At 71.0% G+C, this 23,869-nt stretch carries 15 protein-coding genes, 1 tRNA gene and 1 pseudogene; 5 read left to right on the forward strand and 12 right to left on the reverse strand.

Annotated features, from left to right (window positions below):
* Nucleotides 1-40: 40 nt before the first annotated feature.
* A complete protein-coding gene (locus Q0R63_RS04650; RefSeq protein WP_295694714.1) occupies nucleotides 41-1,195 on the reverse strand; it encodes a CapA family protein in 1,155 nt (384 codons plus the stop codon).
* A 141-nt stretch (nucleotides 1,196-1,336) separates the two neighbouring features.
* Between Q0R63_RS04650 and Q0R63_RS04655 the strand changes: the two genes are divergently transcribed.
* From Q0R63_RS04655 to Q0R63_RS24485, 4 genes and pseudogenes are all read left to right on the forward strand, one after another.
* Nucleotides 1,337-2,203, forward strand: coding sequence for an aminotransferase class IV (locus Q0R63_RS04655; protein WP_295694718.1), 867 nt, complete (start codon nucleotides 1,337-1,339; stop codon nucleotides 2,201-2,203).
* On the forward strand, nucleotides 2,200-2,673 hold the full coding sequence (locus Q0R63_RS04660; protein WP_295694721.1) for a TIGR02611 family protein: 474 nt from the start codon (nucleotides 2,200-2,202) through the stop codon (nucleotides 2,671-2,673). The genes Q0R63_RS04655 and Q0R63_RS04660 overlap by 4 nt, the downstream gene beginning before the upstream one ends.
* Nucleotides 2,674-2,734: 61 nt before the next feature.
* A tRNA-Val gene (locus Q0R63_RS04665) sits at nucleotides 2,735-2,808 on the forward strand.
* A gap of 60 nt (nucleotides 2,809-2,868) precedes the next feature.
* A pseudogene (locus Q0R63_RS24485) lies at nucleotides 2,869-3,246 on the forward strand (serine hydrolase); the annotation flags it as partial.
* 77 nt (nucleotides 3,247-3,323) lie between these two features.
* Here Q0R63_RS24485 and Q0R63_RS04670 read toward each other — a convergent pair.
* The 7 genes from Q0R63_RS04670 to Q0R63_RS04700 are packed head-to-tail and all read right to left on the reverse strand — an operon-like array spanning nucleotide 3,324 to nucleotide 11,182.
* Nucleotides 3,324-4,463 (reverse strand): PucR family transcriptional regulator, encoded by a 1,140-nt coding sequence (locus tag Q0R63_RS04670; protein WP_295694723.1) that lies wholly within the window; start codon nucleotides 4,461-4,463, stop codon nucleotides 3,324-3,326.
* A complete protein-coding gene (locus Q0R63_RS04675) occupies nucleotides 4,464-4,853 on the reverse strand; it encodes a hypothetical protein (protein WP_295694726.1) in 390 nt (129 codons plus the stop codon).
* Nucleotides 4,850-5,965, reverse strand: coding sequence for a DUF917 domain-containing protein (locus tag Q0R63_RS04680; protein WP_295694910.1), 1,116 nt, complete (start codon nucleotides 5,963-5,965; stop codon nucleotides 4,850-4,852). The genes Q0R63_RS04675 and Q0R63_RS04680 overlap by 4 nt, the downstream gene beginning before the upstream one ends.
* 21 nt (nucleotides 5,966-5,986) lie before the next feature.
* Complete coding sequence (locus Q0R63_RS04685; RefSeq protein WP_295694729.1) at nucleotides 5,987-7,093, reverse strand: DUF917 domain-containing protein; 1,107 nt, start codon at nucleotides 7,091-7,093, stop codon at nucleotides 5,987-5,989.
* Complete coding sequence (locus tag Q0R63_RS04690) at nucleotides 7,090-8,217, reverse strand: DUF917 domain-containing protein (protein ID WP_295694732.1); 1,128 nt, start codon at nucleotides 8,215-8,217, stop codon at nucleotides 7,090-7,092. Before Q0R63_RS04690 ends, Q0R63_RS04685 begins: the two co-directional genes overlap by 4 nt.
* Nucleotides 8,214-9,800, reverse strand: coding sequence for a hydantoinase/oxoprolinase family protein (locus tag Q0R63_RS04695; RefSeq protein ID WP_295694735.1), 1,587 nt, complete (start codon nucleotides 9,798-9,800; stop codon nucleotides 8,214-8,216). The genes Q0R63_RS04690 and Q0R63_RS04695 overlap by 4 nt, the downstream gene beginning before the upstream one ends.
* The gene (locus Q0R63_RS04700; protein WP_295694738.1) at nucleotides 9,797-11,182 is read right to left on the reverse strand and encodes a cytosine permease; all 1,386 of its coding nucleotides are present in this window, start codon (nucleotides 11,180-11,182) and stop codon (nucleotides 9,797-9,799) included. Before Q0R63_RS04700 ends, Q0R63_RS04695 begins: the two co-directional genes overlap by 4 nt.
* Nucleotides 11,183-11,473: 291 nt before the next feature.
* Here Q0R63_RS04700 and Q0R63_RS04705 point away from each other — a divergent pair, with 291 nt between their 5' ends.
* The gene (locus Q0R63_RS04705) at nucleotides 11,474-12,007 is read left to right on the forward strand and encodes a hypothetical protein (protein ID WP_295694741.1); all 534 of its coding nucleotides are present in this window, start codon (nucleotides 11,474-11,476) and stop codon (nucleotides 12,005-12,007) included.
* A 118-nt stretch (nucleotides 12,008-12,125) separates the two neighbouring features.
* Here the strand turns inward: Q0R63_RS04705 and Q0R63_RS04710 are convergent, their stop codons facing one another.
* From Q0R63_RS04710 to Q0R63_RS04725, 4 genes are read right to left on the reverse strand one after another with little or no spacing between them, the layout of a single operon-like run.
* Nucleotides 12,126-17,354 (reverse strand): peroxidase family protein, encoded by a 5,229-nt coding sequence (locus Q0R63_RS04710; RefSeq protein ID WP_295694744.1) that lies wholly within the window; start codon nucleotides 17,352-17,354, stop codon nucleotides 12,126-12,128.
* Between the two features lie 10 nt (nucleotides 17,355-17,364).
* Nucleotides 17,365-20,142 carry a hypothetical protein gene (locus Q0R63_RS04715; protein ID WP_295694747.1) on the reverse strand — a complete coding sequence of 926 codons (2,778 nt, stop codon included), beginning with the start codon at nucleotides 20,140-20,142 and terminating at the stop codon, nucleotides 17,365-17,367.
* A gap of 44 nt (nucleotides 20,143-20,186) precedes the next feature.
* Nucleotides 20,187-21,350 carry a hypothetical protein gene (locus tag Q0R63_RS04720; RefSeq protein WP_295694750.1) on the reverse strand — a complete coding sequence of 388 codons (1,164 nt, stop codon included), beginning with the start codon at nucleotides 21,348-21,350 and terminating at the stop codon, nucleotides 20,187-20,189.
* Nucleotides 21,347-23,656, reverse strand: coding sequence for a multicopper oxidase domain-containing protein (locus Q0R63_RS04725; RefSeq protein ID WP_295694753.1), 2,310 nt, complete (start codon nucleotides 23,654-23,656; stop codon nucleotides 21,347-21,349). The genes Q0R63_RS04720 and Q0R63_RS04725 overlap by 4 nt, the downstream gene beginning before the upstream one ends.
* Nucleotides 23,657-23,869: the final 213 nt, after the last annotated feature.

A 23,869-nucleotide genomic window follows, 5' to 3' on the forward strand; every position in this document is an offset into this window, starting at 1 on the left:
CACAGCACGTGGCGCGGGCCCGCGGCATACCCGGGGCTGGTCAGGGCGTGAGGCCCGCGCAGCTCCGGGCGTCGGTGAAGGCCTGCAGGAGGGTCGCCCCAGTCGCGGCGGCCGGAGCGCGCGGCACCCCGTCGTCGCCCACCACGAGCGGGGTCCAGGTCGCGCCGGTCACGACGGACGGGCGGGTATGCCGCGTGGCCGGGTCCGCCGCACCCTGTGCCAAGGCGGCTGCACGGTCGATGCTCACGGTGAGCACCCCACTGCGAGTGTCGATCTCGGAGCGGGTGTTGAGCCAGACGAAGTTGCCGAGCCCGTAGTCGACATAGGTGCGGCCATGTCGGCCGGCGCCCTGGACACGGTGGGCGTGTCCTCCGACGACGACATCGGCACCGGCGTCCTGGAGCGCTGCGGCGGTGCGCTGCTGCGGCCCGTCGGGGCAGGTCGTGTAGTCGGTGCCCCAGTGGAGGAAGACGGCGACGACGTCGTACTTCTGCGTCGCCGCCCGGACCGCAGCGACCAGCCGGTCGTTGCTGACGAGGTTGCCGGCGACGCCCGCTCGCGTGTCCGTGGCCGGAAAGGTGTTGACCGTGTAGTCGTTGACCTGGGTCGAGGCGATAACGGCGATTGACACGCCGCGGACGGTGAAGACGGCCGGGGCGAAGGCCTGTGCGGCGTCGCGGCCGATCCCGATGACGGGGATGGGACTCGCCTGCTGGGCCGCGAGGGTGTCCGTGAGACCGTCGGCCCCGAAGTCGACCGCATGGTTGTTGGCCATGCTCACGCCGTCGATGCCCGCCTTCTGGAGAATGACCAGCGCCTTGGGGCTGGTCCGGAAGTGGTAGATCTTCGGCTGCGGGGTGCCCCGGTCGGTGATCGCCGTCTCGAGGTTCACCATGGCGACGTCGGCGCCACCAAGGACCGGACGCAGGTCAGCGAGGCCGTCGGTGCCGTCGAGCAGGTGGGCCACCCGACCCTCGAAGTTGACGTCGCCGCCGAAGGCGAGGGTGATCGGTCTCGAGTCGGCGGTGGTGCCACTCGTCGTGGGGCTGACCGCCGCGCCGCCCGGGGACGACGGCGACCGGGAGGACGACGGGACCGAGACGGACGAGGCCGGTGGGGCACTGGAGGCGGACGAGCACGCCGCCGCGAGGAGGACCGTCGCGCCGACGACGGCGACCCCCGTGGCGCGCATCATAGGAGTCATTGTGCCGCGCGCGCGGCGAAGGGGCGGCATACGGCAGGCGGTGGGCGCGTGTCGCGGAACTCGGGGCGACCCGACTCGCGTTGGGGGGGGCATGACGACGTCGGAGCCGCCGGACTCTGGGACCCTGGGCAGATGAGCGGAGCTGCGGACATGAAGGTCAATGCCTGGGTGGACGGTCGGCTGGTCAGTGCGTCGGAGCCGTCGCTGACCGTCGTCGACCACGGGGTGACGGTGGGGGACGGCGTCTTCGAGACGACGAAGCTCGTCGACGGCCACCCCTTTGCCCTGACGCGGCACCTGGCCCGGCTCGATCTGTCGGCCGCCGGCCTCGGGCTTCCGCCGGTCGACCACGACCGGATCCGTGACGGGATCAAGGTGGTCCTCGGGGCAGCGGAGCCGATCGCCTTCGGGCGGCTGCGGATCACCCTGACCGGCGGCATCGGACCGCTGGGATCCGACCGCAGCGACGGCGACCTCACCTACATCGTCACCAGCGTGGCGCAGTCCCGGCCGGCAGCCTCGGGCAAGATCACCGTGGTGCCGTGGACGCGCAACGAGCGGGGGGCGACGGCGGGCCTCAAGACGACGTCGTATGCCGAGAACGTCGTCGCCCTCGCGGCGGCCAAGAAGGCCGGGGCCATGGAGGCGGTCTTCGCCAACACCCGGGGTGAGCTGTGCGAGTGCACCGGCTCGAACGTCTTCGTGGTCCTGCCTGAGATGGACGGGGTCGTCCTCACGCCGCCGGGGGACTCCGGCCTGCTTCGCGGAATCACCCGTGGCCTGGTCCTCGAGTGGGGCCGGGAGGCAGGCGTCGAGATCCGTGAGGAGACGCTGCCGCTCGACGTGCTGAGGACCGCCGACGAAGTCTTCCTCACCAGCTCCATCAAGGACATCTTCCCGGTGCATGCGGTCGACGACCGCGAGCTGACCCCCGGGCCGGTCACCGCCCGACTGGCGCAGATCTTCACCGCGCGCGCCGCCGAGGACCTCGACCCGTGACAGCCGCCGAGGACGCCGCCGCCGCCGCGCGCAGACGGGCCGAGCGAACCGACCACAACATCACCCTGGACGCCCAGGACGACGACTGGGCGTGGCGCCGCAGGATCCGCGCCAACCCCGCGACGGCGCGGGTCTACCGGATCACCATCGGCGTCCTCGGTCTCGTCGTGGTCGTCGGCGGGCTGATCATCGTGCCGGCCCCCGGCCCGGGCTGGCTCGTCGTCTTCGCTGGCGTGTCGCTCTGGGCGACGGAGTTCGAGTGGGCGCAGCGCCTTTTGCGTTGGGGCAAGGGCGTGCTCGCGCAGTGGACCCACTGGATGGTCCGCCAGCCGTGGTGGCTGAAGGGCCTCGTCACGCTGGGTACCGCCGCCCTCGCCATCTTCTGGGCCCTGTTCGCGATCACCGGGGTGTGGGGATTCCTGCCCGACGTGGTCGAGAACTGGCTCCGGCTGCTCCCGGGAGTCGATTAACGGTCCGGCCCACGAGGCGGCTATTCTGACGCTTCAGCGACCTGCCCCCGGCTGGCCGTCCGGACGTGTAGCTCAGTTGGTTAGAGCGTTCGCTTCACACGCGAGAGGTCATGGGTTCGAGTCCCTTCACGTCCACCGCTGACTTGACGTGGTGCCGTCGCCTCTGTCATCAAGCAGTACACGGCTGTGGCGGTCATGCGCCTGGCCGACGACGGCTCCCTCGGGCTGGGTGAGCCCATCAGCCGCTTCGTGCCGGGAGCGAGTCGATGTCCCGGAGTTCGCCGCCATCCCCGGAAGGGGGGAGTCTGGTCGACGGTCGACGACCTCGTCCGCTATACGCAGGCCCTCGAGGCGGGAGAGCTCCTCAGCGCGGGATCGCGGCAGCTGATGGTCGGTCGGCAGGCGGAGCTGACGACTCCCTCCGACCGGGACGACCCCGCACCTGCGGACGCCTACGGCTATGCCTACTTCCTCGGGACGGTCTGCCGGCATCGCGCCCGGTTCCGTCCCGGCGACGACCCGGGCTACCAGTCGTTCCTCGGCTACCTGCCCGACATCCGGGCGACCGTCGTCGTCCTCGGCAAGGCGAGGAGAACGACCTCGACGACGTCCTCCGAGAGATCACCGCCAACCTGGCGTAGACGTCCTCGTCAGCGGTGCGACAGGACGCTGCGACAGGCCAGCTGGACCGCGAGGCGTTCGTCGGGATCCTCGAGGTCGACTCCGAGAAGCTGGGCGGCCTTGGCGACCCTGGTCGAGACCGTGTTGCGGTGCACGCCGAGCACCGCTGCCGTGGCGGCGACGGACGACTCGGCGTCCAGGTAGGTCGCGAGGGTCTCGAGCAGTCCGGGCTGGCCCTGCAGCGGGGTGAGTAGCGACGAGGCCGCCGGGGCGAAGGTGTCCGTGCGGGTCCAGGCGAGCAGGAGCTGGCCGAGTCCGAGCCGGTCGACGTGGACGAGGTGGCCGCTGGCCGCGCGCGTGGCGGCGATGCGCGCGGCGTCCCCGGCCTCGCCCAGGCTGCGGGTGAGGCCTTCCGGCCCCGCGCGCAGGCTGCCGACCCCCATAACCGTCGGCAGCTGGGAGCGCAGGAGCCACTGCACGCGGCGCACCGCGGTGGCGTGCGCACGCAGCCGTCCCTGGCTCGGCGCCTGACCGAAGCTGGTCCACGCTGCCCAGCCGGCGCCTTGCTCCACGACCTGGGCGTCGACGCCGGCGTCGGCGAAGGCGCGCAGCACCTCGGGCCGCAGCGAGACCGGGTCCAAGGCGCCGGGGACGTCGATGCGGATGCCGATGTGGTGGCCGCCGAGCTCCCAGCCCTGGGCCAGCATGCGGCCCGGGGACTCAGGGGGGAGACGGCCACCGGCCTGCACGAACTCGGCGAGAAGTGTCATCCGGTGCCTTGCGTCCCGTTCGGCGGTGAGTCGGTCCGACGCCAGCCGGCCGGCCACGCTGGTGGCGAGGACGGTGAGGGCCGCGCGGACGGCGACGACCTCGTCGTTGTCGGCGCGCCGCAGGACCACGTACGCGCCGCGCGGATGATCCGTGGGCACCGCGACCGGCACGAGCCGGGCGTCGTCGGGCACCGGCTCGCGCAGCCAGCTCCCTCCCGCGCGGCCGGTGTCGAGATCGTCGGCCGGACCCGGGACCGAGCCTCGCGGATGGTGTCCGGTCACATGGCGCCCTCCGGCGTCGAGCAGCCACACCTCACGATCCAGGGCCGCGCTCACCCTTCGTACGAGCGGCTCGACCCCGGCGGGGGCGCTGGCACAGGCGTTGGCGGTGGCCGTCACCTACCGCGCCGCGGCCAGCTCGGGCAGGGCGAGGTGGATACGAAGAGCGATGGCGCACCTGAGGGGGTCGGGGGCGACGAGCACGGGCAGGGTGAGCCGCCGAGCCACCTGCGCCGACGCCCGGCCCGGAGCCAGGGCGACGGAGACGAGGACAGCCGCCGCGCCAGCTGCGGCAGCCCGGCGGAGCAGGACGTCCAGACGCCACGGCTCCGCGCCGACCCTTCCGGCGACGGCGAGCAGCAGGCCGCCGCACCGGTCGGGGACGTCGTCCCGCAGGTCGGCGAGGACCTCGACCCCGAGGAGTCGGGTCGTCAGGGCGGAGTCCGGTCCTGCCGAGACCGCGACCCCAGCCCGCTCGGGAAGGGCGAGGGCATCCCGCAGGCTCGTCACTGCTCGGTTCCCACGGCGAGGTCGAGCGCCCGCGCCGACCCGACGGTGGTCTCGGCGGTCGGTGGGAGGAGGACGGGGGGCAGGTCGATGCCGAACGCCCGCGGCGATACGGCCTCAAGCCGGCTCGGGGTCGCGCGCCACCACGCCGGACCGGGCAGGGCCACCACCTGGACGTCGTCGCCGACGCGCAGCCGGTCCACCGAGATCGGCTGGCCGGTTCGCCGGTCCAGGACGACGAGGATCTCGGGGCAGGTCACCACCGGCTCGCCGTCGCGCAGGGCGACAAGATACTCGTTCTCCGCCTCGATGCGCAGCAGCGGACCGGTCCGATCGAGGATGGCGACGCTGGCTCGGGCGAAGGACGAGGTCGGCAGCCGTTCGATCTCGAGAACGCGGCCGGCCGCGAGAGGGATCCCCCCGAGCATCGTTGCGACGAGCGCTGCCTCGGAGGGGTCGGCGACCGATCTGAGTCGACGACCGAGGTCGAGACCCCGGGCCAGGGTGCCCTCGCAGGAGCGCCCCTGCAGCGCGGCCGTCGACATCGGCCCGAAGGCAGCGGCCGCCCAGCCCCCCGCGTGACTGACGTAGGCGCGTACCGTCCTCTCGAGCCCGATCGGGCTCGACCGGTCGATGACGAGCACCTGGCCCCCGGGCTCCGACAGGGCGGCGGAACGCAGCAGCTCCGGGGCCTCGACGACGAGGCTGAGCTGGTCGAAACGAGGGAGTGCCCGGCCCATGAGGTCGGCGTCGACCAGGGGAAGGCTTAGCTCCGCGGCCGCCGCGACCGCGAGGGCGGCGTTGAGTCCCGCCGCCTCGACCGGGATGAGGGCATCGATCTCCAGGCCGGACCAGCGTCGGGCCGCGGCCACCGCCTCGCCGATCTCACCCCCGTGCGGCAGCTTCTCGGTAAACACCGAGGTCGCGCCGATCATCCCCACCGCGACGACCGTCCGCAGCCCACGTGTCGCCGCCTCGGCCAGCGAGACCAGCTCGACCCCGTCCGCCGGCAGCGCGGCCCGCAGCCGCGGCAGATACAGCGACGCCTCACCACCGCCCCCCGACCCGAGCAGGACGGCGCCGAGGACGAAGGGCTCGAGGTCGCGGGGGAGCAGCCGTGGGGTGACGACACCACATCATCCGCCCTGGGGGAGGATCTCCTCCAGCGGGGTGAACGGCGTCTCGAGCCCGAAACAGCGCGGCCCGAAGACCGCCAGCGCCTCGGGGGTGCGCATGAGGTCCGGGGTGGAGATGCCGATGACCCGGACCCGCTGCCCGTAGCGCAGCGTCTCCGACGTGATCGGCTCGCCGCTGTCGGCCTCGAGGACGCAGATCAGGTCCGGGACGACCGCGACCACGCGATCGTCGCGGCGCGCGACGAGGTTCTCGTTCTGCACGGCGATCTCGAGGACCGAGGGGCCGTGGAAGGCCGCGATGCGGATGCGGCCACGGGTGAACCCGTCGACGGTCCGACGCTCCACGTCGACGACCTTGCCCTCGAAGAGCCGTCGCACATGTCGGTAGAGGGTCCCCTCGAGGGCGGCCGCCAGTGCCTCGACCGGGTCGACGCGGCTGTCCCGCGCCTCCCGCAGGGTCCGGCCCAGGGCCAGCGCCAGCGACAGGGTCCCGGGGATGGCGGTCCGCTTCACGTCGGCCCCGCTCATGGGGTACTCCGCGATCAGGGCGGCGCCCCCCATCCGGATGCAGCAGCCCCGGGCCAGCCACTCGACCCGGGCGTTGTCGGAGCCACAGTCGATGAGGACCGACTCGTCGTGGTCGCCGGCGACGACCATCGGCGAGGCCCGGACGCCATACACGCCGAAGGTCTCCATCTGGAGCTCGGGGAAGGCGCGCCCCATACCGTCGCCGTCAATGACCGGCAGGCCGGTGGCGGCGGCGACCGCGAGCGGGATCATCGAGTTGATGCCGCCGCACTCCATCGGGATGGTGGCGTCGGCGCGTCGACCGAGGTGGCGCTCCAGTGCCCGGAGGGCACGCACCGCCTCGTCGCCCTTGGGGATCTTCTCCACCATCACGGTCGGGGCACCCATCATGGCCGTCGAGATGACGAAGTCACCGTCGTCGAGCTCGTCGGGAGAGAGGACGGTGACCGGGCGGTGCTCGGCCATGGCGGCCTCGACCATCAGCCGGCCGGTGTAGGGGTCGCCGCCCCCGCCGGTGCCGAGGAGGGCGGCACCCCGGGCGAGGTCGGGCAGCATCGCCGGCTCCAGTGTCCAGCTCATGCGTTCGTCAGCTCCCGGTCCGGGACGGCGCGCACCGGGTCGGTGTCGTAGCCGAAGTAGCGCGGACCGACGAGCTCGATCCCGGCGGGGGAGTGCCAGCGCTCGTCGCAGGGGGCGGCCACGACGCTGACTCGCTGACCGAAGCGCAGGCCCTCGGTGGTGATCGGTTCTCCCGTCTCGGCGTCGAGGACGATGATGAGGTCGGGCGTGGTCACCTCCACCCTGGAGTCGCCGTCGAGATGGCGCGTGGCGAGCAGGTGCTCGTTCTGGAAGTGCAGCACCAGGCGCTCGTCGGTGTCGGGTCCGGCGGCCAGCGGGACGAGGGTGGCCTCGCGGCGTGCGAAGCCCGTGCTCGTGCGGCGCTCGACGTCGACGACCTTGGCGGCACCGAGCACCACCCGCCCGCACAGGGTCCGGACGACTGCCTCGACCGGTGGTCGTTTCGCGGACCGGGCAGCCTCGATCGCGGCTCCGAGGCGGTGGCACAGCCCGAGCGTGCCGCCGACCGCGTTGGCGCGCATGGTGGCGCCGTCCATCACGACGTTGCTGATGATGGCCGAGCAGCCCATCTCGATCGTCATCACCCGGGAGAGCCGCTCGGACCAGCGGTTGTCGACCGTCTGGAGTATGCCGCAGTTGCCCTTCTCGTCGGCGATGGACATCGGCGTCCCAGGGATGCCCGCGAGCGTCGGCAGAACCATCTGAAGCTCCGGGAAGGCGCGGCCCATGAGGTCGGCGTCGACGAGGGGCAGCCCGAGCTGGGCGGCCGCGATGATCGGGATCATCGAGTTGATGCCGCCCGCCTCCGCGCAGGCGAGGTGGGTGACCGGTCGCCCGAGATAGGTCGAGAGCATTCGGACGGCCCCGACGAACTGATCGCTCGTCGGCAGCTTCTCCACCATGACCGTCGGCGCACCCATCATCGCGACGGGAAAGACGGTCGCGTCGTCGGGCACGTCCTCGAGCGCGACGAGGGAGACCGGTCCGTGGTCGCGCAGGGCCTGCTCGGCCATGAGCCGTCCGACGTAGGGGTCGCCACCACCGCCGGTGCCGAGGATCGCCGCCCCCCGGGCCACGAGGGTGAGGTCGCCGACGTCGAGGGCGCGGTGGCCGTCGGCCGTCATGAGCGGACCGCTTCGGCCAGGGTCGCCCGCTCGATCTGCAGGTCGCCGACCGCCTTGCAGCGGATGAGGGTCGCGTTGCCGGGCAGGTAGGGGATCGGCACCTCGTCGAAGTCGACGATGGTCACCGTCCGTGGGTCCGCCCCGGCGGCGATGGCCCGGTCCACGGCGTCCTGCTTGGCTTCGTCGACGACGGTGTCCCGCTGCCCCGGGGCGATCGCGAAGATCCGGTCGACCTCGCCGCCGACCTGCGCGATGGCCGCCCCGATCGCGTTGGCCACCGAGTGGTGCTGGGGCCGCAGGACGGGCCCGAGGCCAGGGAAGGACTCCGGGAGGAGGATCGACCCACCACCAACCGCGACGACGGGCAGGGGGTCGTCCGACATGCGCATCCGGTCGACGACGTCCGCGACATCGATGGCGATCCGGTCGAGCACCGCCCGCACGAAATGCCGGTCGAGATCGGCGACCAGAGAGCGGTCACCGATGTCGGCGCGCCCCGCCGCGACGGCGATGTCGGTCGCGGTGAGCTCGGTGCCCCCGAAGACGCGGGCCTGGCGGGTGAGGTGGTAGCCGACCGAGTCGGGACCAACGGTCGGGCCCAGGGCACCGTCGCCCGGCCGGATCCGCGACCCGCCGCCGATCCCGACGCTGAGCACGTCGGGCATCCGGAAGTTGGTGCGGACACCGGCGACGCTGACCTCGACGGTGGCCTCGCGGGGGAAGCCGCCCGTCAGGACACCGACGTCGGACGTCGTCCCGCCGACGTCGACGACGGCACAGGTCTCCTCACCCGAGAGGACCGCCGCACCCCGCATCGAGTTGGTCGGCCCGGAGGCGAAGGTGGCCACGGGGTAGCGACGGGCGTACTCGACGTCCATCAGGGTGCCGTCGTTCTGGGAGAGGAACAACGGTGCGCCGATCCCTTCGCCGGCGATGGCGGACGACAGCCCGGAGACGATGCCCTCGGCGAGGTGTCGCAGGGCCGCGTTGATGATCGTCGCGTTCTCCCGCTCGAGCAGGCCGATCCGGCCGATCTCGTGCGACAGCGAGATGGGGATGTCCGGCCCGAGCTCCTCGGCGAGCAGCTCGGCTGCCGCCAGCTCGAACTCGGCGTTGACCGGCGAGAAGACGGACGACACGGCGATCGAGGTCACCCCGCTGGCGGCCATCTGCCCGGCGATGCGGCGGATCTCCTGCGGGTCCAAGGCGCTGATCTGGCGACCGTCGAACTCGTGCCCGCCGTGAGCGAGGTAGCCCTGCCCGCGCATCGCCGTGACGAGCCGCTGCGGCCAGCCGACGAACGGCGGCAGCGCGGAGGTGGCGGGCAGGCCGAGGCGCAGCGCGGCCGTGGGGGCCAGGCGGGACGCCTCGACCAACGCGTTGATGAAGTGCGTCGTGCCGATCATCACCGCGTCGACCCCAGCCGGGTCGCACTGCGCGGCCGCCCTCAGGTCTCGGACAGCGGTCACGATGCCCTGGGTGACGTCCTCGGTCGTCGCGGTCTTGACTGCCGCGACCACCCGGTTGCCGTCGAGGAGGACGGCATCGGTGTTCGTGCCGCCGACGTCGATGCCGATCCTCATCCTTCGACCCCCGTCGTGGCCCGTCGGGCGCTCGCCTCGAGACTGGCAGCCGGCACCGGGGTTGCCGTGGGCGCAGGACGGGACTCGGTATGGCTGGTCCCGACACCCCTGACCAGGCCCATCTTGCCCGCGACGACGTAGAGGACGAACGCCACGACCAGGGAGGTGATGCTCGGCAGTCCCCAGGTGAGCACCTTGCCGATCACCGCGGAGACGACCCAGATGACCAGCGTGGCGGGCACCCACGTCGGTGAGGTCTCCGGCAGCGTCCCGGCCTCCCGGGTGCGGTCGAGCTCGCCGCGCCAGAGCTTCACGACGAAGTACTCCGCGACCATGATGCCGACGATCGGGGGGAAGGCGACGCCGAGGAGGATGAGGAACTCGGTGAACCTCTGCAGGATGCCACCGGCCGCGAGCACGCTGCCGATGACGCCGATGATGAGGGTCAGCAGGCCACGGTTCACCGGCCGGCGGAGGACGACGCCGAGGAAGTTCACCGCGCCGAGGCTGGAGGAGTAGAGATTCCAGTCGTTGATCTTGATCGTGCCCAGGATGATGATGAGGGTCCCGACCCAGCCCACCGACGACGTCACGATGGTGATGATGCTGTCGGAGCGGATGGCGTGCGCCAGCAGCACGCCGGACATCCCGATGAGGTACTCGCCGATGGTGAAGCCCACGACGGTCTGCTTGACCACATCGGCGTCGCTGCGGTTGAACCGGGTCATGTCCGGGGTGATCACCGCGCCGACGATGAAGCCGCCGGCGACGAGCGTGGTGCCGGTGAGCAGGCTCATCTGCGGGCCGGGCGGCGCCGAGGCCACGAGCGCACCGAGGTCATGGCCGAGCAGCTCGCGGATAATCGACCACCCGACCAGGAGGAGGAACGCGGGGACCGTCACGTAGGCGACCCACTTCATCGACCCGAAGCCGCCCATGACGACGAGGGTGACGGCGAGCCCGAAGACGAGCGACCAAGCCCATCCGGGCAGCACTCCGACGAGGGAGACCAGGCCCTCGGCCGACACGCCGGACTGGACACCGAACCAGCCGATCAGGCTGATGCCGATGGCAACACCCAGGACGGAGCTGCCGCCGTAGCCGAAGCCGGTCCACCGCGCGAGCAGCGAGGTCTGGAGCCCCTCCCGGGCCCCGATGATGCCGACGAGGATCGAGACCAGCTCGAGGATGACGGCGCCGAGGGTGAAGGCCCAGAAGGCGTCCCAGAAACCCATCCCGAAGCCGATGGTCGAGCCGAGCAGGAACTGGCTGAGCGCCGAGACCTGCCCGAAGCGCTGGACGGCCACCGACCACCAGGAGTACCGCTCGCTCCGCGGTACCCGGGACAGCGCATAGTCGTCCACTCCCACGTGACCACTCATTGGAGACACCTTTCGGCTTCTGGGCGTGCTTCTCCCTCCCGGACGCGACGAACCTAGGGCGCCCGAGCCGCAGGGCTCAATGGGCAGAGTGTCGGGACGGACCCATCTGAGTGTGCTGACAGCACAGTGGGAGGAAGGAAGAGCTGAGCCACGGTGTCACTGGTGCGATCTCAGGCGAGAGTCTGGGTGCGGACAGGAGCTCGGCCCGCCGGGACGCCGTGCGGACGACCTCGCACGACGGGAACGACTCCCCAGCTCTCCGTTCGCCACAATCGCGCGTACTGTCGGCGCGTGAGCGACGGCGACCGCAACGAGAGGCGCTCGCGAGATGACGGTCGGAGCCGACCAGTCACGGCCTGCCGAGGCGGCCCGCCACCTCTCGCGGTCGGACCACTCGGACTGGCCATCGCGGCACTGGCCATCGCGGCACTGGGCGTCGTGGCACTCACCGGGTGCAGCGCACCGGTCGCGCCGCCACCGGTGGCAGCCCGGCCGGCTTCGACGGCCCTCCCGAACCAGCCGAGTGCCCCGGTCACCACGGGTGCTCAGGTGGACGTCGTCCGCATCGAGAAGTGTTGGACCACAGCCACGCAGAGCCACGGCGGTCAGCTACTCGTCAAGGCCTCGAGCTCGGACCCGGCGGCACACCTGCTCGTCTACCGGTCTGACGGCTCGCTCGTCGGCGAGGCACGGAACGGCGGCGGCGGCCGCTATGGCGGGAGCGTCATGGCGTATCAACGCTCGGACCCGGGCAGGTGCATCGTCAGGAGCAGCGCCGGCGGCACCTCGAGCGCACCCAGTGGTCCCTTCCAGACCGGAAGCTGACCGACTGCTTCGAAGGAGTCGGCGACTCACCTCGGGAAGAGCGAGCCGGGCCACCGCGCGACGGCATCACGAGGCCACCTGCGGGCATCGCGTGACGTGCGGCTGCCCGTCCTGACGGTCATTGCGAGAGCACAGCATTCGACCGCGCCGATGGCAGACCGATCCCGATGGCGTTGACCGCTCGCACCTCGAATCGGTAGCTGCCGGCCGGGAGGACGACGAACTGCTTCCGGACCGACGCCGCGACCGTGACGGTGACCGGCACCCCGACGGGCGTGACGCTGTCGGTGTCCATCAGCAGGGCCGTGACCTGGTAGCCCGTGGTCGGACTTCCCCCGGTGGTCGCCGGCGGCAGCCACGTTGCGAGAGCGGACAGCTCGCCCCCGGGCAGCCCCGGTGCGGCGTTCCCGATGGCCGGTGGACCGGGCGGGGTGCGAGGGGGGACAGCCTTGATGCCGGCCGACGGTTTCGAGCTCGCACCGACTCCGGCAGCCGTGACCGCGCGCACCACGAAGGTGTAGGTCGTCCCGGGTGTCAGGCCGCCGATGGTCGCGCTCGGGACGGCTCCCTGCACGGTGTCCGTGCGCACCAGCACCCCGGACACGCGGACCAGGACGAGGTAGCTCGTGACGGGAGAGAAGCCATCGGGGCCCGGGGCCCAGGTGAGGCTCACCGATCCCGACCTGCCCACCCCGGTGACCGCGGTGGGGGCCGATGCCGGGGTCATCGGCACCACGACTGCCGACGGAGGGCTGACCGTCGTGCCGGTGGCGGAGAGCGCCTGCACCTGGAAGGTGTAGGGCGTGCCGGCGGTCAGCCCCTTGACCGTCTGGGTGGTCGTGGTTGTCGTGATACCGGCAATGGTGCTCACGACCGCCCCCCTGGTGGAGGTGACGACGGTGTATGAGGTGACCGGCGACTGCGTGCCCACCGGGGGCGCCCACGTGAGGCTGGCGGCCCGGACTCCGGGCACGGCCGAGGTGATCGTCGGGAACACCGCCACGGGCAGAGTGGCGACTGTCACCGTCTGGTCGGAGAACGCCAGCTTCTCGATGTTGAACAGGGTGTCGGTGCCGTCGGCGACGAGCTGTCCGGTCACGTTGGGACCCGTCTGGGACACGATGACCCTGTCCCCTGTGGGGATGACGCTGTAGTTGCCGCGTGGCCCGGTGAAGCCGGCCGTGTCGACCGAGGACGCGTCGTTGGTCGGGGAGGTGATCTCCCGGACCGTGACGAGGTCTCCGGGGTCGAGGAGGCCGGCGCCGACGGCCTGCTGGAGCGTCATGCCGTCGGTGCCGGGTCCGAACGTGCCGGACGTCGCGGGGTGCTCGATGAGGTCGGTGGTGCCCGTCTCGGTGGATGGGTCGGCCGGGTTCGTGCGCACGCTGATCCGCACGCTGAGGGCCCCGTCGCCGTCGATGATGTCGTTGCCGCCGCGGCCGGTGATGGTGTCGCTCCCGGCGCCACCGAGGAGGATGTCTCCCTCGCCCCAGATGGGGCCGGAGAGAGGGCAGGAGCCCGCGGCGGACTTGGCCACGACCGCGCCCAGGTCCCCGGTGAGGGGTTGGGGGACGATGGCTGCGAGGCCGGCGATGCGGTTGACCCCCGCCTGGTCGAGGACGTCGCAACCGATGAAACCGGCACCACCGACCGTGCGAGGCACGACGTCGGTGCCGCTGATGACGTCGTTGAACGGTGAGCCCGAGTCGCCTTCGACCTCCTGCCAGCGGTCGCGGTTGGCGGTGATCGGGAGGGGCAGCCCGGCCTGGGCGTTGTTGATGTTCATGTCGTCGTTGGCCGGCCCGGTGTCGAACTGGTGGATGGCCCAGTCGAAGCCGGCCGCTCCGATGTTCTTGTCGATGCTCGAGGTCTGGGCCATGATGTCGTCCCCGCCCTCGCCCTGGTAGTCGTTGTCACCCGTCTGGCCGATGAGGACGTCGTTGCCGGGCGAGGCCTCTCCGGGGTCGTTGAGGAAGGGTGCTCCGTGGTCGCCCTGGAGCAGGTCCACCCCTTGGCCCCCCTCGATCCAGTCGTCGCCCCCGTCGCCGAAGACGGTGTCGGCGCCCTGTCCGGCGATGATGAAGTCGTTGCCCGGGCCGCCGAAGGTCTCGTTGTCGTTGGCGCCGCCGTTGATGAGGTCCTGGCCGTCACCCCCGAAGAGGATGTCGTTGCCGAGACCCCCGTCGAGGTAGTCGTTGCCGGGTCCGCCCTTGAGGGTGTCGTTGCCGGCAAGGTCGGTGATGATGTCGTTGCCGTCCCCCCCGAGCACGACGTCGTTGCCTCCGCCGCCGTCGAGCACGTCGTTGCCGGCGCCTGCCCAGATGGTGTCGCTGTCGTTGCCGCCGTAGACCCGGTCGGCGCCGGAGGTTCCCTGGTAGACCGCCTGCCCGTTCACGCCGGGTGGGTCGACCGGGTTCGTCTGGCGGTACTGGATGGTCCCGTTGGGCTGACGGAGCAGGAGCAGGTTCTCGTTGCAGTCCGTCGTCGAGGTGTCGTCCGCGACCGACGAGCCGAACTGGGCGAACCCGGCCGGCGTCCCGGCGAGGTGGGCGAGGTCGAAGCGGCAGTTCGCCATCGCGAAGGAGTCCGCCTTCAGCGCACGGGTGTTGTCGGTGTTGCGCTGCACGAGCTCGGCGAAGGAGTTCCCCTCGAGCTGACCGCGCAGGTTGAGGCCGGCGGTGCGGGCGATGTAGTAGAAGCGGTCGCCGTCCTGGAGGCTCTCGAGCTGGCTCTGGAAGACATGGTTGAACGTGCTGCCAAGCAGGCCCCCGAACACATTGGTGACCTCGGCGAGTCCTCCCACCCACAGGTCGACGTCGTCGACCCCCGTGGTCGTCACGCCGCCGGCGCCGTTGGACCAGGCGCTGGTGCCCAGCATGAAGTCGGCGGCGTCCGACGGAGACGTGTCGGAGGGTCCGGGGCTGACGATCGCCCGCGCGGCGTCGCGCTTCGCGGCCACCGTCGTGGCGGCGAGGATGGACGGGTGACGGCCGTATGCCGCGACGAAGTTCACGAGGGACTCGGGGTGCTTGAGGTGCTGCCCGAAGTCGCTCCAGCTGGTGTACGGAGTCAGCTGGCCGTCGGAGGTGCGGGCGAACACCTGACGACGCACGTCGTTGAGCCGGGGGAGGCCCACGTCGCGGCCACGGGCGATGTTGAGGGTCGCCAGGTCCAGCGGGAGCCCGAGGAGGTTGTTGCGCAGCGTCTCGGTGACGAACTCGTCGAGCTCGTTGCCGATCTGGTCGGACGAGCCCATGACGATGCTGCCCGCCGCGGCCTCGGGGGTGAGCATGCCGGTCGACCCGCCGCTGAAGTAGGCCGGGGGATCGAGGAAGGCGTTGAGCAGCGGGAGGGAGGTGTCCGTCTTGGTCACCGTGCCGTCGGCGGCGACTGTCTCCACCCGCCGGGCCACCGTGTCGTCGAGCATCGAGTGCCCGAACCGGTAGACGGCAGAGGCGAACTCGGCCGAGATGGCCGGGTTGATGTCCGGTGAGTAGGCGTGGAAGGGCTTGACCAGCGGCTGCATCTTGCGCGCGAACTCCTCGAAGACGGTGTGCTGGTACTCCATCTCCGTGACGTATCGGGCCGCCTGGAAGAGGCGCTCTCCGTAGCCGTAGCCGGAGCCGCTCGAGGTGTCCTGCCAGCCGGCCAGGGCCGCCACCCCGGCCGCCGAGGTGTCGCCGCGCAGGGTGGCATCGATGTCCGCGACGAGGCGGTTGTGCTCGGAGTGGAAGACCTGGTGGACCGCTGAGAGGGCGATGTTCTCGTTGCACCGCCCGTCGCCGCAGATGAAGTGGGCGTTGAGCATCTCGTCGTCGTAGGTGCCGGGCGGCTGGTGGGCGAAGTCGGCCGACGGCGTGCTGTCGGCATCCGGGACCGGCGAAACGGGCGGCGTCGCCGGGTCGTGGTCCGTGTCCTGCGGGCTGGGGTCGGCGTTGTGGGCGATGTCGGTGAGGAAGGGGACGCCGAAGTGCAGGACGTTGGACGGGACCCCGACCGGGTGGGCGGTGTCACCCTCGACCAGCCCGCTCGTCGTGACGTACTGCGGCAGACCGCGGGCTGGGCCGGGGACGAACCTGCCGTAGGGGTCCGACGCGATCATCGGCACTGCCGTGACGTCTGCGTCGACCAGGGCCAAGCCGAGGAGCTGCGCCGCCTGGACCTTGACGGAAGCCCAGGTCGCCAGCCCGGTGCGCCCGTCGGGCGACCCGGCATACGTCTGGTCGGGGCCGAGCCCGCCGAGGAGGCGGCCCGTCGACACGGGGTGGCCCGCGGCATCGCGGGCGTACTCCCGCAGGAAGACCTGATGAGAGGCGTGGGAGGCGTAGGTCTGGCTCTGGTCGACCCATGGCGTGTCGGTGTTGGGGGCGTCGGTCACGTCGTCCGCCGTCCCGAGGATGCCGTCAGGGCCCGGCTGGTTCTGGGCCCGGGTCAGGACCATGAAGCGCTGGCTGACCGGGAGGTCGTCGGCGGTGCCGAGCACGTGGTCCGGACCGGCGATGAGCGGGTCGTCGGACCGCAGCGGCACGAAGACCGTCCCTCCGCCCTTGGCCGTCTGGTCGACACCGTGGTCGAAGAACTGGCCGAAGAAGGTGAACAGGCTGTTGTACGGAGGCGAGAGGCCCACGTCCGTGGTGACGTTGGGGATGAAGAGGGTCTGGTGCGACGGCGTGCAACCGGTGGGGACACCCGCCACGGGCGGGACGGCGTCGAGCTGCGGGTCGGTCGTGCAGGGCACGGCGGTCGCCCCCGGGTTCTGGGAGCGCACGGGGTGGGCGGCCGCGGCGAGGGCAGCCGGGTTGGTGCTCGTCTGGTCGACGATCAGGTTGCTGACCACGCGCGGCTCGGAGTCGACGACGACGTTCCCCACGGACTTCTGGCTGTAGGAGGTCGCCCCCGGGGGGCCGACCGGGAAAGCAGGCGTGACCGGTTCGGCGTCACGGAAGACCGGGGTGGTCAGGCGGGGGAAGCCGAGGTCGGCGGAAGCGAAGCCGGAGTTGCCGGTCTTGAGGTTGTTGCAGGAGCCGTCGACCGTCCGCAGCCCGTACGGCGTCAGCACGTCGGGGACCTGCTCGGCGTCCGGGATGCCGTCGCCCGGCTGGTTCAGCAGGGTCCCGCAGGGGTTGGCCGGCGTCCGGGTCACCGTATGCCGCTCGGCGATCTTGACCTGCCGCAGAATGTAGGCCAGGTCGCCCGTCGTGACCGTGAAACCGTGCCCGACGGGTGCCGTGCTCCCGCGGGCCGGCAGGACCGCGGCCTGCAGGACCAGGCAGATCCCGACCACGGCGGTGGTCACCGCGGCGCGTGGTCGCGAGGGGTGACGCACCTGCCGGGAGGACTGCCGCATGGCCTACCTGCTACTGCCGGATCGTGTTCAAGGCCGACGGTGAGCTGGTGCCTGTGGCGTTGCCCCCGCTGTCGAGAGCCTTGACCGTCAGCGGTCGTTGGGAGCACGGGGTGGCATACGTGCCACCGAGGTTGCAGGCCGGCGGCGGCGCCCCGACCGCCGTGACCGTGAAGGACCCGGGGGCGATGAGCGAGACCGTGAGGTTCGCGGCCCCCAGCGTCGCCGGGTCGAACGTCGTCCCGCTCTCGGTGAGGTAGGGCATCAACCTCATCGACGCGACCGTCGTGTCCGTGGACGTCGCGGTGATGACCAGGCGTTGCTTGGTCGTGCGGTAGACGTTGTTGAGGGTGATGTTGGTCGGGACGAACGGGGCCACGACGACGTTGACCGTGGTCGGCGACGACGTGCCGTTGACGTTGGTCGCCGTGACCGAGAACGTGTAGGTCCCGGCCACCGTCGGCGTGAGCTTGAGGACGGACGTCGCGGACGGGGAGGCCGCCGCAGGGGTCTGGCTCAGCGCCGGGTTCGCCGGCCCGGCCGTCTGCGCCCACGTCCACGTGGGCGTCGGCGACGACGGGCTGGTCGCCGTGAGGGTCACCAGGTTGGTGGCTGTGACGTTCTGGTCGGGGATGGGGTTGACGGCCGGCGGCGGCGCTGCGGTGACGGTGATCGTCGAGCTCGCCGTCGAGACGCCGCACGCGTTGGAAGCGCTGAAGCTGACGTTGTAGGTGGCCGGCGCCAACCCGGTGGCCGAGAACGTCGGTGTCGTCGTCGTCGCGCCTGTGAGGGCGCCATTCAGGTCGGTGCCACCGGCGGTCGTCCCGGCCGTCCACTGCAGCGTGACCGGGGTGGTGACCCCCGCGGCGACGCTGCCCGACAGCTTGATCGAGCTCCCGTTGGCCACGGAGTACGGAGCCCCGTTGAGCGTGGGTGACGTGCAGGTAAGGGGCGAAGGGGTGATACTGCTGGGCCAAGGGTTGAGCACTCCGGCCTGGACGCCGGTGATGCTCTGGTAGCCGCCGTAGGCCAGGAACGGGATGGTGTTGAAGTTGTTCTCGGGAATGGGCGTTCCCGGCACGTTCTCCGGGAAGATGTACTCCCCGATGGGGGCGTGGTACTGCCCGTAGTACAGCCCGTTCGCGGTGGTCCTGGCCCCAGGCGTCCCGGGGACCTGGCTGTTGGCGTTGGGGATGATCGTGCCCGGGTTGAACTGGGACAGGCCGGTGACGACGGCCCGCAGCTCACGGGTCGGGGGAATGAACTGGCCGGCCGTCGGCGGGGTGCACGCCTTGACGGTTGCCACCGACGCCGTGCAGGGGGGCCGGAAGCGCCACCGCCCGCGGACCGCGCCGGTGGGCGGCCCCTGGTCGGGAAGGATCGAGCCCCACTCCCGGTCGGTGGTCTTGCCGGTCGTGGGGTTGATGTCGATCCCGTAGAGGCGGATGAGGCGCGTCTCGTCGGTGGTCATCCCCTCGAACCTGGTCCGGACGGCCGCCTCACCGGCGCCGAAGACGGTGAGGCCACCGGTCCCGATCAGTGACACCTCGATCGAGACGTATGCCGGGTCGATACCAGGCTGGGTGTAGATGCCGAGGCTCGCGGTGATGGTGTGGGCGGACACATAGCTGGCGCCGGCACTGTCCGTCTCGAGACTTCCCGCGAAGGTGATGTAGTCGCCGACCTCGAACGGGGCCTGCTTGCGCGGGTCGGCACAGGTGCCGCGCTGGCAGGTGTTGGCGTCGACGTTGGCCGGGCTGTCCATCCGGAAGAGGGTGTAGAAGGCGCCCACGGCCGGCAGGGCCGGCTGGGGTGTGACCCCCGAGGTGTCGGCGCCGGTGAAGACCGGCCGGTTGGTCAGCGGGCACTGGGCGTCGTCAAGGTTGCCGGCGAGACCGGGGTCGGCCGCGACCCGGGGCAGGCACATGGGGAAGCCGGTCTCGGCCAGGATCGTCGGGTTGTCCTGGTCGACCTGGAAGCGGTCGTCCGGAGATCCGGCCCGGCCGTAGCGCCCGCTGCCCGCGGTGCCGTTCTGGTCCAGCGCAGTGGCGTTCGCCGGGTCGTTGATCCGCACCCGGGTACCCGTGCCCTGCACCCCCGGGCGGCCCCCGACCTCCATCTCGCCGTTGGCGTAGTCAATGAAGTTGACGTAGCCGGTGCCCGCGTTGAGGTCCTGCTGAGAGATGTGGACGAGCCCGGCGAGGTATCGGTCACCGCTGCCGTTGATGACCCGGTTGCCGATGACGTTGACCTCGTAGGTCGTCAGGGGCTTGGGGTTGTCCTCCAGGGCCAGGCCCGTCGCCGTGTTCGTGTAGGGCGCCGGGGCGTGGGTGAAGAGCTCCTGCCAGGTCAGGGCGTTCGCGGGGAGGATGACGACGAGCTCGCGCGGGATGATCACGGTGTGGCCGTCGACCACGAGCGTGCCGCCGGAGTGCGGGTCGGCGGGGGTGTCCAGCGTGGCCTTCTGGACGAAGCCCGTGATGTCGAACTGGGTGCTCGATGCGACGACCGGGATGATCGCGGCCGGTTGGACGGCCCCGCCGAAGCCGGCGGCCCCGGCAGCGCCGAGGGCGCCGGTCGCCCCGCCGGCGGCCAGGGCCGCGCTCACGGCGAGGATGCCGAGAGCCGACCAGGAGCGCCGTCGCGGACGGCGGTCCGACGGCGGGGAGTCCTCCGCGCCGGGACGGGGTGAGGCGGTGAGCCGCCGGCTGTGTCCTCCCAGGTATCGCACCATGGTCGTCGCCTTCTTCTTCTGCGTGGGTCGAGTGGGTTCTACGTCGTCAGGGTTCATGGGTCAGGGCTTGGCGTCGGGAGTGGGGTGCTCGCGCGCGGCGGTCACATCGGGCCGAACCCGAGACCGAGGGTCTGGAGCGCCACCGACGTGAGTGACGCGACGGCGAGCAGGCGGGCGGTGCGGCTGGTTGGCGTCAGGGCAGGCAGGAGGCGCAGCCGGCTTCCGTAGCGGAGGCAGGCGAGGGCCATGAGCAGGGCGCCGAGCTCGAGGAGGCCGGCGACGACGTCTGGCGCACCCACGGGCTCCCGCTCGCCCGGGGCAGGTCCGAACGGCAGGCCGACGATCCGCGACGACGCCCAGACGACGAGGGGGGCTCCCGAGACGAGCACGGTGACCACGAGCTGAGTCGACCGGGTGACTCGGGTGGGCCCCAGCAGCAGCGCCGACGCTGTGGCCACCTCGACGATGGAGAGGACCACGAAGAACACGCCTGCTGCGGGCCACTCGGTGAGGTGCTCCGGCACGACCGCCGTGTGGATGACGGCAGCGCCGACGAGTGCCGCCGCGAGCAGCAGCCGGACGTCGGGCGCGAGACCGGTCCGGTCCCAGGCCTCCGACGCGGAGTGTCGGAGGAGCTGTCGACGGGAGGTTGCCGACCTCGCGCCCGCCAGGTCGAGGCGCCCCCCCCGTACGGCGACGACCCAGAGTGTGACGACGAGGTTCGTCACGAGGATGAGGACCGCGCCGTAGCCCAGGGCCCTGACCTGGAGGGCCAGCGTGGCGTGCTGCATCCGGTCCAGGCAGTCGGTCGTCGAGCACATACCGCTGCTGGGGGTGAGCATCATGGCGTTGCTGCGGGTCTGCAGGACGTAGTCGTAGGCCGCACTGATGGCGACCTGCGTCATCCCCGCCGCCGTGCCGAAGCCCCCGATGAGGAGCCATGTCACGAGGAAGCCGAAGCGGCGCCTCGGTCCGAGCAGGCGGCGTGCCGTGACGACCGCGAGCAGGACCGCGAGGGTGGCGAGAGGGATCGCGAGCAGCGAGTCGCGCCACCAGCTCGCGAACGGCTGCTGGGTCCGCTCCACGGCCCCCACGGCTCCTCGCAGGGTGACGCCCCAGAATCCGCCGACGACGGCGAGGACCACCGAGAGCGGGACGACGGTGCCCCAGGGGACGGGGACCCCGTCGCGCAGCAGGGGGGCGCCGATCCGGGCGGCCGCCCAGCCCGCAACGGCGGCCGACGGGCGGCGGGAGGTCAGGCTCACGGCGTGATCTCCCAGCCGAACATCATCGCGTGGTCCTCGTGGGCGAGGTTGTGGCAGTGGGCGACATACGGTCCGACGAAGTCCCGGAAGCCGCGATACACCATGACCGACTCGCCGGGGTCGAGCGCGACGAGGTCCTCGCGGGAGACGTCGTCGGGGTGGTCCGAGCTGCCCGCGGTGACGTCCTTCTGGTTGCGCATCACGGTGCGGTGCTCCTCCATGTGCAGGTGGAACGGGTGCACCCAACCGCCACCACCGTTACGGATCTCCCAGATGTTGAAGCTGTTCTTGGGCTGTTGCGCTAGTGGGGTGAGGCCGGCGGGGTTCTGCAGGCTCGTCGCCACGGTGACGGGGGTGAACGGCTGGCCGTTGATGAGCCACTCGATCTCGCCCCCGCCGCTACCGCGTTGCACCTCGAACACGAGCCGGTTGTCGAGCATGCTCTGCCAGTTGCTCGGCAGCGGCGGGAGCTCGCGCAGCGGGGTCAGGGGGGACGGCATCACGCTGTTGTCGACGGCGACGTCGCCGATGACGAACTTGAGCACCGGGACCAGGTATGCCGGGTCGGGCGAGAAGCGTGAGGAGTTGCTCCACATCCGGCCGTCGGGCATCTTCATGACGTCGGTGAGGTAGACCACGTCGCCTTTGGTCGTCGGCGTGCCGTCCTGGTACTTGGTGAAGTCGATGATGACCTCACGCCGCTTGGCCGGCCACAGCTCGAAAGAGTCGCGGGTGATCGGGAAGGGCAGCAGGCCGCCGTCCGAGGCGATCTGGGTGAACTGCATGCACTGCTGGGCATCAGGGATGCGGTACTGCCCCTCGAGCTCGGTGTCCCGGTAACCGAGGGACGCGGAGGACTTGGGTCCGCGTGTCGAGCTCATCAGCTTGAACTCGTAGATCCGCGAGATCGACGCGTCGAGGAACCGGAAGCGGTACTTGCGCCGCTTGACCTTCAGCACCGGGTAGGCCGTGCCGTTGACGGTGAAGATGTCCCCGACGAAGCCGTGGTTGGGCATGTGCTTGTAGAAGGTCTTTCCCCACCACTCCGGGTGGGTGGCCGGGTTCTTCGCCAGGGGGAAGTCCCCGTTGACGTCGTGGATGTCGAGGTGGGTCGTCGCCCCGTCGTCGAGCCGGGTGTCGAAGAAGACCAGGGGGACGTCGTAGTTCACGTCGAAGGACCCGTCGGGGTGGTTCTTGCGGACACCGGGCAACCGCAGGCCCTGCCGCTCGTCCCCCATGTCCATGCCGCCCTTGGGGTCGTAGATGGGGTAGATCCCGACCATGCCCTTGTAGACGTTGCTGCCGGTGTGGTCCATGCGGTGGTCGTGGAACCAGAAGAAGCTCTGCTTCTCGCGGTCGTCGCCCCCGGCGGGCCAGTTGAGATAGAGGTTGTCGACCCACATCCCGGGCGCGTAGCCCGTCTTCAGCGGACCGCGGGTCATGGAGTAGTGGGGGTTGCCGTCGCTCTCCGGGGCGGTGTGCCCGTTGTGCAGGTGGGTGAGGAAGGACAGGTCCGGGGAGCCGAAGTCCTGTCGGTCGAGGCCGAGCGGGTTCTGGTCGAGCTGGTTGATGAATCGCACCAGGGCGGCCTTGCCGTACTCCGCGTTGATCCGGGGGCCGGGGAAGGTGCCGTTGAAGCCGTAGATGGTGCTCAACGGGAGCGTGCGCTTCGTGCCCGCGGGATACGTCGCCCCGGACGCGTCGAAGGAGAGTGTCGGCTTGCCGCTCGCGTTGATGGGCAGCACCTGCGAGGTCGTGAAGCTGTGCTGTCCGACCATGACGTTGATCTTGTAGACGATCGGGTCGACGGAACCGACCTGGTTCGGCCAGATCTGATGCGTCTCGTTGCTCAGTGAGTTCTGTTGTCCCAGACCGGGTCCCGGCGGCTGGGACCAGGCGCTGTACTCGGACATCGGTGTCGGAGCCAGCGCCTGGGGCACGGTGAGAGGATCCCGGAACGGGGAGATGATGAGCGGGCTGGTCGGGAAGACCTCCAGGTAGAGCGAGTCGCCGAGGATGGTCGAGGCCGCAGCGAAGGCGCCGTCGGCCGACAGCAGACCACGCTGGGCGAGAAAGGGGATGCCGAATCCCTGGAGCGCGGCCACCGCGAGGCCGAAGCTCCCGGCTGCCCCGAGCCGCAGCATGGTCCGGCGAGGCACCCCCACGCTCAGCTGGGGGGTGTCCGGGGGCACGAGGAGGTCTGACGGGGCGACGCTGGTGAGGTCCAGACGGCGCGGGAGTGCCTGAGTGGCGGAGGTGACGGGCCGGTCCACTGAACTGGGGCCGTCGTGGGAGGTGATCGACATGGGAACTCCGTGATCTCGTACCGGTGAGGGACGGAGCCGGAGTCGTTCGCGACGTGCTGTCGGTGACGGATCGGGCCCTGCTCGCTTCGAAGCGTGTCGCTGCGCCCTTGAGCGAACCTTGAGCCGCCCGGTCCCGGGAGGAGGGCGCCGAACGACCCGCTGAGCAGTCGGCGCCACTCGTCACGGCGATCGGTGAAGTCGTTCGCCCGGACC

The sequence above is a fragment of the Lapillicoccus sp. genome, assembly GCF_025353065.1.
In the GTDB taxonomy this organism is placed as follows: Bacteria; Actinomycetota; Actinomycetes; order Actinomycetales; family Dermatophilaceae; genus Lapillicoccus.